Source organism: Streptomyces sp. NBC_00466 (genome assembly GCF_041433995.1).
Classification (GTDB): domain Bacteria; phylum Actinomycetota; class Actinomycetes; order Streptomycetales; family Streptomycetaceae; genus Streptomyces.
On sequence record NZ_CP107897.1, the window covers coordinates 263178 to 277314 of the forward strand.

Below are 14137 nucleotides of genomic sequence, written 5' to 3' on the forward strand. Positions count from 1 at the left end.
GGGGGAGCGGACAGTGAGGTGCTGGTCGGGCGGTGCTACACCAAAGCCCGACGGCACCCTTTGATGATCGGCAGGATGCCCGGTGGGCGGGGGCGCCTGTGGGGCGGCCCCTACACGGTGCCGCAAGTGATCGTGCTGGTCGTCTCGTTCCTGCTGCTGATCCTCACCCGCCCGCTGTGGGCGCATTTCGGGCTGGTGGACGTTCTCATCGCTCTCGGTGTGCCCTTTGGGCTGTCGCTCCTGGTGCGGCATATCCACATCGACGGGCGCAATCCGCTGGCGGTGGCTGCCAGCGCGGTCGGGATGCTCGCGACGCCGCACGGCGGCCGGATGGGCGGGCGCCCGCTCAGCTCGCCCGGCCACCGGAGGCTGATCGGGGCCTGCACCCTCACCTGGGACCCGCAGCGCACCGAGGAGGAAGCGCCGGGACCCGTCGCGTCGTGGGCCCCGCGCGCCCGGGCCCCGAGAGTGATCGCGGCTGCCGCACCCATGGTGCCCGCGCCCAACACCGCTCGGACTGCTGCCCGGCCGCCCGGACAGCAGCGGGTGCAGTCGAGGGCAAGCGCATTGCTCGCCGCCCGCCCGATCGACGACAGCCCCCGGCGGCCGCTGTCTGAATCTTCAACCGATGAGGGAGTGATGCCGCGATGAGGATGCCAGTACGCCACTTGGCCGGGAACGTCGTCTGGACGGTCAACGGCACGGTGTGGGCGCTGTTTCGGGTGCAGGGCGCCGATCAGGCGAACACCTCGCGCAAGGCCAAGCAGCAGCGGCTGGGAATGCTGGAGTCTCTGGTCAAGCAGCTGCGCGGCGAATCGATGCTTTTGTCGCTGTGCCCGCAGGTCGACCCGGTCTCCGTGGTCAAGAAGATGACCGCGGGCATCAACATGGACGCCTCCCCGCGGTACACGCAGCTCGCGCACCGGGTCCTGGACCAGCTGGAGCAGCTGGAGCTGACCGGGCGGACCGACTGGCTCGCGGTGCCGTTGCCCGCATCGCGCCGGCAGACGGTCCGCGACGCGGTCGCAGCCGCGCGGGCCGAAGTCGCCCTCCAGCTGGGGCTGCTGCCTGCTGCGATCTCAGCCGCCGATGAGATGGAGCGCCTGGACCAGGCGGCGGCGCTCGCGTCAATGTGGCCCTCGGGTATTCAGATGCGGCCCGCGACATCGGCGGAGATCTTGTGGGTCTACGGGCACAGCGCCCGGCGCGGTGTCCTCGAGCCGCTGCTGCCGGAAGGCCAGCGCGCCACGGCGGGACGAGGCCGCGGCCGCGGTGCGGCAGCCCTGGGGCAGGTAGTCCTAGCCGAAGGCGGTGAGCACATCGCCGAGGACCTGAGGGAGGCGAAGGGCCAGAGCCGGGGGCGGCGGCGTGCGGGAAATCCGTTCGCCCGGCGGTGGCTGGAGGTGACCACCGAATGGGGGCCCTCCTACCAGGCCATGCTCGCCCTGGCCGAGATGCCCGAAGCGTTCACCTTCCCCGGCTCCGAATACTTCGCCAACCTCGACCAGTTCAGCTTCCCCGTGGACTGGGTGGTGCGCCTGTCGGTGAGCGACGGCGCCACAGCGGAAGCAAAGACCCGCCGCAAGGCGCGGGAGCTGGCCAACCAGTACAGCGAGTACGAGGGCGAGACCGCGGGTGTGCCGGCCTCTGTCGACAAGGCCGTCGGCGGACTGGACGAGTACCGGGAGCGCCTGACCGCCTCGACCACAGAGGTAGAGGTGCGGGCGATGGGTGCCTTGTGCGTGTGGGGCGGCACCCCGCAGGAGGCAGAACGGCGGGCCGGTGAGCTCGCCGGGTACTTCGCCGGGAACCAGTACACCTTCGCCCGGCCGCGCGGTGAGCAGGAGAGCCTCTGGTACGGGATGCTGCCCGGCGCCCGCACCCCGAAAGTGATGATGCAGTACGCGCAATACCTCCTCGCCCGGGACTTCGCGATGGCCGGCCCTTTCACCGGCGGCGGCCTGGGCGACGACTGCGGGCCGCTGTACGGGCTGCAGCTGACCGGCGGCGGGGTACGACCTGTCCTGATCGACTGGAGCCGGGGCCCACGCAAGCACGCCTCGGCCAGCGCCGCCTACTGCGGCGAGCTCGGCGCGGGCAAGTCCGTGGCGATGAAGGCTGCGGTGTATTTCGCCCTGGCCGCGGGCCACCGGACGGGGTCGCGCACCAGCCGGGGGCGTGCGGTGATCGTGGACCGTACGCCCCAGCAGGAATGGGTGCGCTTCGCGCGCTCCTGCCCCGGCGAAACGCAAGTCATCACCATCGACAACACCGCCTCGGTGTCGCTGGACCCGCTGCGGATCTTCACCAAGAAAGCTGAGGCGCAGCGGTTCACCGAGTCCTTCCTGACGTTGCTGCTGGGGATGTCGCCGATGGACGACGAGGGGATCGCGTTGTCCGAGGCGATCGAGTCGGTCCTGTCCGAGGAAGCGCCCTCCCTGCGGCGCCTGGCCGAGGAGCTCGCCACCCGGGGCGCTGAGGACCCGCATTCGCTGACCGTGTACCGGCGCCTGGCTGCGGTCAAGCGCAAGGACCTCTCGAGGGCGCTGTTCGACGAGTCGCTTCCCGTGGTGCGTGACTCTGACGCTGACACGGTGGTCTTCTCCGTGTCCTCGCTTGCACTGCCCAAGAAGCGGGAGATGGAGGGCGGCCGGCTGGACCGCATGGAGTGGGAGAAATTGTTCGGGCGGGCTGCGATGTATCTGATCGCCGCCCTGTGCCGGAAGATCGCTTACGCCCGGCCGGAAGAGTTCGTCGCCGTGGTGTGGGACGAGTGCTGGTGGCTGACCTCCAGTCCGGAAGGTCTGGAGCTCCTGGTCGAGATCGTCCGCGACGGCCGCAAGCACAACACCGGCGCCCTGGTCGGCTCTCACGACCCGGACGACATCGGGCCCGCGAGCAGCGAACTCGGACGGATCCTCCTTGGGCTCATTCCCCGGAAGTTCCTCTTCCGCCACCAGGATGCCGCCCTCGCGCGGCGCGGTCTGGAGTTCCTGGGCTGCGACCCGCAGGACGAGGACTTCCTCGCCCTGGTCACCAGCGGCCTCTCACCGATCAACTTGTCGGACGAGGAACAGGCGGCACGCGCAGGGGAGTGCCTGCACCGGGACCTGATGGGCCGTATCGGCACCATGCAGGTCGGCATCCCCGCCGACCCGAAGGTGGAAGAAGCCATCCATTCCCAGCCCGTCCTTGCCGCATGAACGGGTACACAGCGGGACAGCGGCCGCGCATAGGCCAGGCACAAGATGTCAGGGCCGGAGCCTGGTGGGTAGTGCACCCCGGGCGGGCCGTGCTCGCCGCAGTGGTCATGCTGCTGCTCGCCCTCATCACGTCGCTGCTGCTCGCCGGGTCGGCCGGGGCAGACGACACAGCCCCTGTCCCGGGCCCGACTCCCGGACTGACGCCGGCCGGGCCGGCCAATCTCCTCCCGCCCGCGTCGCCCTCCCCGAGCGGCACGACTGCACCCGCTACACCGGCGCCGCCGACAAGCACACCGAGTAAGCCGAGCAAGGGGGAGACGGAGAAGGAGCGGCTCTCCCAGTTCGACAAGCGTGTTGCGCAGTACAAGAAGGATCGGCGCAACGGCGGAGTCCTGTCCGCGTTCGAGGTGACGGACAGGGATGGCAACCCCGTCTCCTCCTACCGGGTGTTCTCCGATACCGGCAGCTGGAAGGACTGGGACCTGCACATCGATTCGTTCCTCGTCGAAAATCTTTTCCTCGCCTCGAAGTGGCTGGTCAGTTTCGCCTGCTTCCTCATCGCCTGGTCCCTGTCGTTCAAGCTGGCCGGCCTCTTTCTCAAGCCGGCCCTCGCGGTGTCCACGTCGCTCTACTCCAACGTCATGGTCCAGCTCGGCCTCCCCAGCTTGTTCCTGACCTACGCCGGGACCGTTGCTGCCTGGCATTTCATGTTCGGCAACCGGGTCCGCGGCTGGGGTGAGACAGCCGCCGCCCTGGTGATCTCCGCGCTCGCTCTCACCACGTTCGCCGCACCGCCGACGATGCTGCTTTCCGAGCAGAGCGGCGCCGTCGGCACCACACGACAGCTGGCCACCGAGGTGGCCGCCCTGGTCCTGCAGAACGAGGAAACCCCCAAAGGCCCGGCCACGATGAGCGGCTGGGAAACCGTCAGCGCTGCCCGTCTGGCCCGCCCGATCACCGACGAGCTGGTCGACGCGTTCGTCGTACGCCCGGCGATGCTGCTCTCCTACGGGCAGACCTTCGACGGGAAATGCGCGAAGAGCTTCCGCGACTCACGCATCCGGCAGGCCGTCCTGGACGCCCAGGTCGACGACGCGGTGAACTCCAAGTCGACCGACCAGCTGAAGAAACTGCCCTGGATCGGCTCGCTCATCCCCGACGCCAGCAGCACGCTCCCCGACAGCCTGCGCGACCTGGTCCAGGGCGAGGGCCCCGTAAAAGACTTCGAGAAGACTTGCGTCAAGGGCGATACCGGGGCGCTGAAGAAGGCGTCCGTGGACAAGGTCGGCGGCGCGGCCTTCATGACCTTCGCCGCGTTCCTGGTCTGCCTGTTCATCGTCATCGTGGCCGGAGCGTTCCTGATGTCTCAGGTGTGGATCGCTTTCGAAGCGATGATCGCCCGGGTCGCCTTCACCGTCGGGGTGCTGCCCGGGCCGGGACGGGCCTGGCTCTGGGCCAGAGGTGCCTCCGTCCTCAAATCCCTCGCGCTGATGGTGCTGTCCGTCGTCTCCCTTGCTGTGCTGATCGTCGTCATCAAGGCGATCCTCAACACCCCGGAGAAAGACCTGCCCGGCGGGCTCACCGTGCGGTTCATCGTCATCGACATCCTGTGCATCGGCGGCTTCATCTTCCGCAAACGCCTCACCGCTACCACCAAGAAGATGGCCATGCGCGCTCGCGCCCGGATCGGCTCCAGCCCCCTCGGCGGAGCAGCGCCGGCAGACCTCGGGCAGCAGAGCCCAAAGGGCCACCTCGGCCGCAGGCTCGCGGTCGGCGCGCTGATGCTCGGTGCGATGGCAGCGACCGGCGGCACCGGTTCCGCCGCCATGGGAACCACGGGCGGGGTACGCGGCAGTGCCGCTCTGGCCGCCCGGCTCAGCCGCAGTGGCGGCCGCGCTATCGGCGGCACGGTGAAGGCCGCCGCCAGCACCACAGGATCTGCGCTCAGAGGCGGTGTTGCGCTGGGGAAGGTCGGGCTGAAGTCCACAGTGGGGCTGCCGGTGTACGGGCCGCGGGCCGCACGGCTGGTGGGTTCGACCGCACGACAGCTGCCGGCGCAGGCGTCCAGCGCTGTGAGTGGCGGAGTCCAGCAGCTTCAGCAGCGGCTGACCGACATCCAGCAGCGATACGTACACCCCGCGCAGAACTTCACCGGCGAGTACACCCACAACCTGCGCTCCCTCGGCCGCCTCGTCACCGGCCGCAGCCAGCAAAGCCCCTACATCCCACGCCACCAGCCGACTCCCCCACCTGCCCGCCGGCGACCCGCTGTTCCGGCAGCAGGTGTTCCTGCACACCCCCCGTTCCCCGCCCCTGCCCCTGCCCCGGCTCCCGTTCCGCCCGCGCGGCGCCGGCCCGTTCCGGCGCGGGTTCCGCAACCCCCTGCCAGTACAGCTCAGGCTGCCTTGCAGCAGCGCCTGCACCGCATCCGCACCCGCCAGACAGCGACACCGCCGCACCAGCCAACGCCACCGGCGGCGCCTGCCGTTCGTCCACCGCGGGCACGGCCCGCGCCCCGCCGAGGGGGCCGACCGTGAACGGAAAGAAAGCAGCTCTGCTCGTCGGCGCCCTGCTGTGCCCTGGAGTGCTGCTCCTCGCAGTGATCACCCTGTTCGTGGCCGCTGTCGCCGGCGGTGCTGCCGACCACGAAGACGACACCGGCGCAGACGCCGCCGGGTGGGCCACTCCGGCACAGGTCGACGGCATCAACCCGATAATGCTCGACGCCTACGGAAAGGCTGCCCAATCCGTCACCCGGATCCGGCCCCAGTGCAAGGGGATGCGGTGGTCGGTCGTCGCCGGCATAGGGAAGATCGAGTCCAACCACGCCGCCGGCCGCCACATCGCAGCCGACGGAGCCATCACCCCACACATCCTCGGCCCCCGCCTCGACGGCAGCGGCGTCGGCGGAAACACCAGCGCGATCACCGACACCGACGGCGGCCGCCTGGACGGCGACACCCAGTTCGACCGGGCCGTGGGCCCCATGCAGTTCCTGCCCGGCACCTGGAACGGGTCCAGCGGGCAGGACGGGAACGGCGACGGCATCAAAGACCCGCACAACGCCTTCGACGCAGCCCTGAGCACCGCCGTCTACCTGTGCGGCACCGGGGCCGCCGACCTCAGCAAGCAGGCACAGCTCGACAAGGCGATCTTGCGCTACAACCACTCCCATACCTACGTCAACGATGTCACCGGCTGGATCCGCACCTACGACCAGACCGGCGCTTCCTCCAGCGACACAGCTGTCGGCGGGCGGGCCGGTGCCGTCATCGAGGCTGCCCGCGCCCAGCTCGGCGGCAAGTACGTCTGGGGCGGAGGCGACATCAACGGCCCCACCAAAGGCGGCTTCGACTGCTCCGGCCTCATGCTCTACGCCTTCCACCACGGCGCCGGCATCACCCTGCCCCGCACCTCACAGACCCAGCGCACCGTCGGAACCAAAGTCACCAGCCGCAGCCAGTTGCAGCCCGGCGACCTCATCGTCTTCAACAACGACGGCGCCTGGGGACACGTCGGCCTGTACGTCGGAAGCGGCCAGATGATCGACGCCCCCAACCCGTCAAAGCCAATCGAGCAGGTCGCCGTCACCACGGGATACTGGACGCAGTTCGACTGGGACATCCGCCGGGTCCTGTAATTCGCCTCAGAACAGGCTCGTCGCAGTGGGAAGAATCGTCGAGAGCCCGCGTGCCAGCCTCTAGGAGTCCGCAAGGTCCAATCACACCAGAGGGCCGGAGATCGCCCGTCTGAGCCCCCATTCTGTCCGTCGCTATTCTTCCGATCTGCGAAGAAAACGCGGTGGTGACCGTACCTGTGACGTGAGATCAGGTGAGCGGCCGACGGGCTTCGCGGCCGTGGGCGGCGTAGAGCTCGATGGTGTCTGTCTCGTCTCAACGAGCCGAGCCGCGTCCGTTTCATCGAACTCGGTCGACTGGGCTGGCGAACAAGGCGCTTACTGGGAGGGTAGCGAAAACCGTGTGTTCCTCCGGAACTGCCCTACGGCCGCCGACCAGATGTCCTCACCAACAGGCGTGCTGCATCCGTCTTCGGGGAGCTGAGCCTCGTCATCTCCCTCGCACTGCTCCTCGCCGAGGGCTTGAGCGAGCATCTCCCATTCAGCGGCACGATCAGCGGCAGGCCCGCCCAGGAACAGCGCCGCCGCCTGCCGGAGGAGAATGCCTGCGCCCTCCAGCGCAGCGTGTGCGCGCCCGATCTCATGCCAGCCCGTGCCTGTCATCCGCGCCGCGTCGGTAGCCTCGCACGATGCCGAGTGCATTTTCAGCACGAGCCGATTCACGGTCTCCAGTGCCAGCTGCGGGTCTGCCATCACCTGTCGTTGGAACTCAGCCAGGAGTACTTCTTCGGCCAGCGCCCAGGGCGTTGATGACTCTGCCTTCTCGTCGTTCACGTCTGCTCAACGAGCCCAACGTCGGTCGCGCAGTCGAGAAGAGTAAAGCAGTGGTAAAGCCTCTCGGGTGATGTCTGGATGAGCCTCCGGACCGGACTTGGTCAGGGTGAAGGACTTTTTTCCTCACCACCCAGGAGGCCATCGTGAACGACGCCACAGCCTGCCGCTTCTCTGACCGGCAGTCGGCATGAACACCCCCCTCCCGAATCCGGGCCATCTGCTTGACATCGCGCACTGGATCGCCATGTCAGCCCCGTACCTCGCACTCATGGTGCTCCTGGGTGGCGCAGCCTGGGGCTGGACGCAATGGCAGCGCGCCCGGCGAGTCGGAGAGTCCCTCCTCGGCCGAGTCACGGTGGAGCTCATCCCCACCAGCACCTTCGATCCGAGCGAAGGCGAAGTCGGGCGCTACGCACACCAGCTGAGCCGGGCGCGCTACTCCGTGGCGAAGACGCCTGCCCGCGGGGCCGGTGTCCGCCTGCGCTACAGCGCTGAAGAGGGTCACATGCGCTGCTACATCGAGGGGCCGGCAAGGGCCGGGGCCGTACTGGCCATGCAGGGGTTCGCCGAAGTGGAAGTCCGCGCCGCGCATACTGAGCAGCAGATCAAGCCGGTCCGCTTTACTCCTCCCGTCCAGAGGGAGGGGGAGAAGTGAGCGCGACCGTCAGCCTCGCTAAGCCACCCGTCAGCGACAACGCCCCGCCTTCGACCGGTCCGCGGTACGTCGAGCGCGCCGAGCTCGTGCTGGCCATGCCCGATCAGAAGCCGCTCGCGTCGCTGGGCCTGAACCCTGATCCGCTGCAACAGCTCGCTGCCGCAATGGCCACAGTGCGCACCGAAGCGGGTCAGCACGCCGACGTCGTGCTCGATCTGATTCCGGTCAGGGAAGGTCAGCTTGCCCGCCGTCGCCGCAGGTTGCTGGCCCGTTCGAAAAGGCGTGGCCCCTCCGCGTACGGCGAGAAGCTCACCGGAGGTCTCAGCGGGGGAGGGCTGCTGGAGTCCGTCGCGGCCGGCTTGAACGGGGGCAAGACCTCTGCGGGATCGCGTGCCGGGCGTCTGCCACGGATGACGGATGTCCGTGACGGCATGGGAAAGTTCAGCCCGGGGGCGGGTGTCGTCTTCGCCGTGCAGGTCTTGCTGCGTACCGAGGCCGCGCACCCGCAGGCCGCCTTGGAACGTATGCATCAGCTGCTCGCGGCCTTCGCGATCACCTCGGGGGAGAACTACTTCAAGCCCCGTAAGCCGCGTACCCGCCGGGCCATTGAGTCCTTCGACCGGCGGTTCGCGAGGGGCGAGTTCCGTCCGCACAAGAGGCAGTGGCTGACGGTCCCGGAGCTGACCGGCTTCCTGAAACCGCCGACCTGCAAGTGCAACGCCTCCAGCGTCGTCCGCTCAGGCGGTCTCGTCCCGCCCGCACCAGCGAAGCTCCCCGTCTACACGGGCCAGTCTGATCTGGTGCCGCTCGGCGCTGTGACCTACCCGGACGGCCGCGAGCGTATCGGCGCCGCCCGTGTGAAGGACCTGCTCTTTGGGCTGTTGCTCGGCAAGAGCGGGCACGGCAAGACAGAGGCCGCTCTCGTCCAGGCCATCGCGCTCGCTCACAACGGGTACGGCACCTGGTTCCTGGACCCGCACGGTGAGGCATGGGCGAGGGCGAAGCCGTACCTGGCTCACCCGCACATCCAGTGCCGGGTATGGGAGATCGATCTGGCCGCCGCCGAGCCGGACCAGCTGGTCGTCTCCTGGAATCTGCTGTCCATGGAGCGGCGCAAGGCTTCCGACATCCAGAAGATCGTGCGCGCGGTCACCGAGGGCATCGCGGCCGCCCAGAACTGGGGCGACCATGCCCCCCGGGCCCGGACGATCCTCGCCCGCTCCGCCCAGGCGCTGGCTCTGCTCAACATGAAGGCCGTGGAGGCCGGAAGGCCGGATCTGCAGTGCACGCTGTTCCAGGTGCGGTCCTGGCTGACCGACGAGGACTGGCGCGAGGCGCTGCTGCCACAACTGCCCCGGCGGGTGCAGAACTACTGGACCAAGACCTTTCCCAAGCTCGCGTCGGACTCGGTGCCCACCGTCACGTACGCCATTGACCGCCTCGACACGTCTCCGGCCCTGCAGGCGTTCTTCGGCTCCCCGCGCTCCGGCTACGACGTGCGCACCGCCATGGACACCGGCCGGGTCGTGTTCGTGTGCCCCAGTGGTTCGGAATCCGACGACCTTGTCTCCTGCCTGCTCATCCACGACCTGCACCGTGCCGGCCTCTCCCGCCAGGACACCCACCGCCACCAACGGCGCACCTTCTGGGCCTGGGGAGACGAACTCACCGCCTTGGACTCCTCTTCCAAGGGCTTCCTCGCCGCGATCGCCGAGCAGCTGCGCAAGTACGAGGTGCGGTTCGTCGGCATGACACAGATGGTTTTGCGGCTTTCCGCGATCACCCGCCAGGCGCTGCTGCAGAACCAGTCCATGCTGTCGACCTGCGCCGCCGACTTCGACGAAGCCACGTTCGTGGCCCGCCGCTGGAACGGGCAGGTCAGCGCCGAGACCATCACTGAACTGCCCAAGTACCACTACGTGGTGTCGATCAACCTGGACGGCGCCCCGAGCACACCGTTCCGGGTACGGGGCCTGCCCGTCGAAGAGATCTTCGCCCACTACAACAACCCGGCCGGGGTCCCCGCACTCGATGCCGCGATCGACGCCAGCATGAGCCGCCGGCCCCTCGCCGAGATCCTCGACGAGCTCGAAGACCTCGACGCGAACATCCTCGCCCACTTCACCGGATCCCAGCCCGGCCGTGCTGGGGACCCGACCACCCTCCTCGACTAGCACCGGAGAACGTCATGCCGTACCCGCACACCGGCCCCACCGGGCTCGGACAGACCGCCCAGCAGGCCATGCAGGTCCTCTACCAGCACCGCCTGGTCTCCACCCGGCAGATGCACCAGCTCATCACCCCCCACCACACCCGCGCCGAGTTCCTGCGCCGCCAGCTCCACACCCTGCGGGCAGCCGGTATGGCCGACACGGTGGGCAGACGCCTGACCGGGCAGACCGAACTGCTGTGGTGGCTCACGGACCAGGGCGCCCGGGCCGTCGAGGCGGTCGGCCTGCTGCCCCAGCGCCCCTACCGGATGAGCCCCGAAGCAGCGCTGGGCCCTCTGCAGGAACACACCCTGGCCACCGTCGAATCCGGTCTCGCCTTCGTCGACTGGGCCCGACGCCTCGGCCACGAATGCGGCCCCCTCGACTGGTCCCCCGAGACCGCGCACCACTACCGCGACGACAGCCGCCCCGGTGAAGACCTCTGCCTCATCCCCGACGCCGTCCTCAGCTACGTCCACACCGACACCCAAGCCAGGCAGCGCACCCTGCTGACCTTCTTCATCGAGGTCGACCGCACCCAGATGACGATCGCCCGGCTCGCGCAGAAGCTCCATGCATACGCCGCCTACTACGAGTTCACCCCCCAGCCCTCCGTCCCCCGCGGCGCTCGCCCCGTACGCCGGCCCGGCTCCGCACCCGCCTGGCGCAGCCGCTACGCGGTCTTCCCCCGACTGCTCCTGGTCCTCACCGGCGCGTCCGAAGCCCGCCTGGACCGCAGGATCGCCGACCTTCGCAGCCTCGCCGCCAGCGACCCGATGCTCGCCACCACCGCGGTGCGGGCTGGTGTGACCACCCTGGACCAGCTCCGCGACCGGGGCCCGTTCGCCCCCGTCTTCACGCCCGTGCTGGGCAGCCCCGACCTCAGCGACGCATGGCTGCGCCCGCAGCCCATCGCCGCCTGACCGCCCCCTTCTGGAAGGACGACCACCTCATGCTGTTCAGCCGCTTCAGGAAGTCAACGCCGCCCCCGGCCGCACCGGCCCCGGTCGACTACCGCGCCTGCGACGATCTCGGCGCCCTCACCCGCCCGTTCTCGCCGCTCATCGGCGAACTGCTTGCCGTGTACTGCCACACCCGTCCCATCGGGGCACTCTCCCAGAGCGAGAAGTGCCTCGAGGAATACCGGGTGACAGCCCGCCAGATCATCCACCACCTGCTCGAAGGCTGGCAGAACCAGACCGACGATCAAGGCACGATCGACGACCTCCTCATCCACCCCCGTCAATCCCGCACGGCGGAAGTCCCCACAACCCGGGCCGCCGAGAACGCGGCCACCCGGGACCACCACCTTGCATCGTGAGCACACACCACCGGCCATCCAGCAGACTCCCTGCGCCCCTCCCCGTTCGGGGAGGGGCGGCCGGCAAGGCCCCCTGAACGACGTGACACCTGACCGCCGGGCCCGGCACCGGCCGGCTCCGGGCCCGGCCTTCACTCTCGTGCGTGATGATTCCGAACACGAGATGGGCACGACCGCCTCCCGCCAACTGCGCCGCGCCGGCGACTTCCGAGCCGCCGCACGGTTCATGATCGGCCGGGGTATCCATCCGAAGGCCGGCCGCACGACGCTGCGCCTCGCGGAGGTCTTCGCGGCCCGCATGGAGCGGAGTAAAGACGGGCACCTCCCGTTCAGCGTCGAGGCGACCGCACGGCAACTCGGCCTCTGCCGGCGCACGGTTCTCGCCCACGCGAAGTACCTGCGCGAGCTCGGCCTTCTCGCCTACGTGGAACACGGATCGAAGACCAACGCGCTGCGGACGCGCCACGGTGCAGCCTGGACAGCCGCACACGGGTACCGCCGCACGGCCACCATCTTCGCCGCAGTCGCACCCTCCGTCTGGGACGACGCAGAGGGCCGCAGGATCGACGGCACCGGCTACACAGGCCGGCCCATCGGAGTCACCGAGCAGGGCCGGGCACACGCTATCGACACGGCCCGCCGTGCCTCTACGAAGACCCAGGCCAGGAGCACTTCGTGCACCCCTTCTTTGGTGGTCCCACAGGACCACCGTCAGATGCAGGTAGTGGGAGGTAAGAAATACACCCCGCGCAAGCGCGCGAAGAACCCGCATATGCCCTCCCTCCCGTCCTCCACTCACCCCAGCGTCTCCGCGGCCGAATGCGCCCGCGGGATCGCTCTCGCCGAGCAACTGCAGCGAGAGGTGTGGTGGCTGAACCGCGGCTGCGCCCGCAGACTCGGCTACGTCCTGCGCCCGCTGACGACCAGCGGCTGGACCGTTCAGGCACTGGCCGCCGAGCTTCTGACCTGGGGTGTACCCGGCCACCTTCGCGATCCGGCGGCATACGTACGTCACGAGCTCCAGCGCCGCCAGCAACACGCCGGCCTGCCCGGCCCTGCCACACCAGCCGTGCGGAACGACCAGGTCGACGACACCGGTCTCCGCCACCGGTCCATGCTCCGCCGCCGACAAGAACAGAGCGACCCAGTCTGGCAGCGCTACCTCAATGAGATCCGGCCCGACCTACGTCGCCGGCAGGCCCAAGTACGCGCGAACGCCCAAGTGCGGGCCCCGCAGCGCGTGGACTACCAGCCGATGACCCGCGAGAGCGAACGGGCATTCGCCGCGGCACTGCCAACTCAGTCCTGGGGCGAAGACGTGTCCGCGCGCGACGTCTACCAGGCCCGCGCGATGGGACTGTCGAGTCCCGCCGGCCGTGCCGAGCCGGAGGACGACCGCGGATGGCTGGAGCACCTACGCGACCAGCAGGAAGCAGAGCGCGCCTGCGCCGCGCTGCGCGCCGAACTGGAGAACTGGGAAGCCGAACACGCTCTTTCGGCTCAGGCTCAGTGATGAGCCAGGGGAGGAGCCCGGGCACCAGGGCGGGGACCGGCCGGCCCAGGGGAATCGTCTCGAAGAGATCAGCGCGAGGCTGCGGTGATCAGGTCCATGAGTACCCGGCGATCCGTCAGGTCACGTGCCACCGCCGTTGCACCGGCTGTCCGCAGATCCTGCTCTGAGCTGCGTCCAGAGGCCACACCCAGCACCCTCACGCCGTTGTCACGGCCGGCAGCGACGTCAGCAGGCGTGTCGCCGACCAAAAGGACATCATCCGCCGCGACATCGGAGCGACCCTCACCAGCATGTCTCATGGCCGCGCGCACCAGTTCCGCACGCTCATCGTGATCCTCGCCGTACCCGCCCAGCTCGAAGCGGATGTGCGCATCCAGGCCGAAGACGGTGAGCTTCACCTCAGCGGCTACCCGGATATTGCCGGTGACCACTGTCTGTACCACCCCGCTCAGACCGGACACCGCATCCAGTGCGGCCGCGGCGCCAGGCAGAGCATGGCCGCGCTCCCTCAGCTCCCCGGCACGCGCTCGGTGCAGCTCAGCGGAGCAGCGAGCGAACCTCTCGAACATCCGGCGGTCACTGTCAATGCCGTGAAGCCTCGCCGTCTCACGGAAGATGACCGGCTCGGTCATCCCGTCGACAGCGGCCTGCTCCCGCATCACCACTCCAGTGACCCGCTCGAAGCCCTCGGCGAAAATTCCACGGCCGACGCCACGTGTGGCGATGAGCGTGTGGTCGATATCCCACAGAACCAACTTCACTCTGCCGCCTCCGATTACGTGCCATTCCCCACCGGGCATCACGGTGTCACACGTTGGTGTACT

The 14137-nt window shown here is 68.9% G+C and carries 11 protein-coding genes; 9 read left to right on the top strand and 2 right to left on the bottom strand.

Translation table 11 applies throughout. The features are described 5' to 3' along the window. Positions 1–126 precede the first annotated feature (126 nt). From OG210_RS33950 to OG210_RS33965, 4 genes are read left to right on the top strand one after another with little or no spacing between them, the layout of a single operon-like run. A complete protein-coding gene (locus tag OG210_RS33950) occupies positions 127–651 on the top strand; it encodes a hypothetical protein (RefSeq protein WP_371540798.1) in 525 nt (174 codons plus the stop codon). Continuing rightward, a complete protein-coding gene (locus OG210_RS33955) occupies positions 648–3203 on the top strand; it encodes an ATP-binding protein (RefSeq protein WP_331719876.1) in 2556 nt (851 codons plus the stop codon). Before OG210_RS33950 ends, OG210_RS33955 begins: the two co-directional genes overlap by 4 nt. Next, positions 3200–5740 (top strand): hypothetical protein, encoded by a 2541-nt coding sequence (locus OG210_RS33960; RefSeq protein WP_371540801.1) that lies wholly within the window; start codon positions 3200–3202, stop codon positions 5738–5740. Before OG210_RS33955 ends, OG210_RS33960 begins: the two co-directional genes overlap by 4 nt. Further along, on the top strand, positions 5737–6843 hold the full coding sequence (locus OG210_RS33965; protein ID WP_331719878.1) for a bifunctional lytic transglycosylase/C40 family peptidase: 1107 nt from the start codon (positions 5737–5739) through the stop codon (positions 6841–6843). The genes OG210_RS33960 and OG210_RS33965 overlap by 4 nt, the downstream gene beginning before the upstream one ends. A 315-nt stretch (positions 6844–7158) precedes the next feature. Here OG210_RS33965 and OG210_RS33970 read toward each other — a convergent pair whose 3' ends face one another. Next, positions 7159–7614, bottom strand: a complete 456-nt coding sequence (locus OG210_RS33970) for a hypothetical protein (protein WP_331719879.1) — start codon at positions 7612–7614, stop codon at positions 7159–7161. 187 nt (positions 7615–7801) lie between these two features. On the opposite strand from OG210_RS33970, the gene OG210_RS33975 reads away from it, so the two are divergent. From OG210_RS33975 to OG210_RS33995, 5 genes are all read left to right on the top strand, one after another. Then, the gene (locus tag OG210_RS33975; protein WP_331719880.1) at positions 7802–8269 is read left to right on the top strand and encodes a hypothetical protein; all 468 of its coding nucleotides are present in this window, start codon (positions 7802–7804) and stop codon (positions 8267–8269) included. After that, positions 8266–10443 (top strand): ATP/GTP-binding protein, encoded by a 2178-nt coding sequence (locus OG210_RS33980; protein ID WP_331719881.1) that lies wholly within the window; start codon positions 8266–8268, stop codon positions 10441–10443. The genes OG210_RS33975 and OG210_RS33980 overlap by 4 nt, the downstream gene beginning before the upstream one ends. A gap of 14 nt (positions 10444–10457) precedes the next feature. Further along, positions 10458–11402 (top strand): replication-relaxation family protein, encoded by a 945-nt coding sequence (locus tag OG210_RS33985; protein ID WP_331719882.1) that lies wholly within the window; start codon positions 10458–10460, stop codon positions 11400–11402. A gap of 29 nt (positions 11403–11431) precedes the next feature. After that, positions 11432–11800 carry a hypothetical protein gene (locus OG210_RS33990; RefSeq protein ID WP_371540806.1) on the top strand — a complete coding sequence of 123 codons (369 nt, stop codon included), beginning with the start codon at positions 11432–11434 and terminating at the stop codon, positions 11798–11800. 139 nt (positions 11801–11939) lie between these two features. Next, positions 11940–13313 carry a hypothetical protein gene (locus OG210_RS33995; RefSeq protein ID WP_331740974.1) on the top strand — a complete coding sequence of 458 codons (1374 nt, stop codon included), beginning with the start codon at positions 11940–11942 and terminating at the stop codon, positions 13311–13313. A gap of 68 nt (positions 13314–13381) precedes the next feature. Here the strand turns inward: OG210_RS33995 and OG210_RS34000 are convergent, their stop codons facing one another. Continuing rightward, positions 13382–14074 carry a haloacid dehalogenase-like hydrolase gene (locus OG210_RS34000; protein WP_331719885.1) on the bottom strand — a complete coding sequence of 231 codons (693 nt, stop codon included), beginning with the start codon at positions 14072–14074 and terminating at the stop codon, positions 13382–13384. Positions 14075–14137 lie beyond the last annotated feature (63 nt).

Coding starts and splice junctions, on each gene's coding strand:
- OG210_RS33955 (WP_331719876.1), top strand. CDS start 648: ATGAGGATGCCAGTACGCCACTTGGCCGGGAACGTCGTCTGGACGGTC.
- OG210_RS33960 (WP_371540801.1), top strand. CDS start 3,200: ATGAACGGGTACACAGCGGGACAGCGGCCGCGCATAGGCCAGGCACAA.
- OG210_RS33975 (WP_331719880.1), top strand. CDS start 7,802: ATGAACACCCCCCTCCCGAATCCGGGCCATCTGCTTGACATCGCGCAC.
- OG210_RS33985 (WP_331719882.1), top strand. CDS start 10,458: ATGCCGTACCCGCACACCGGCCCCACCGGGCTCGGACAGACCGCCCAG.
- OG210_RS33990 (WP_371540806.1), top strand. CDS start 11,432: ATGCTGTTCAGCCGCTTCAGGAAGTCAACGCCGCCCCCGGCCGCACCG.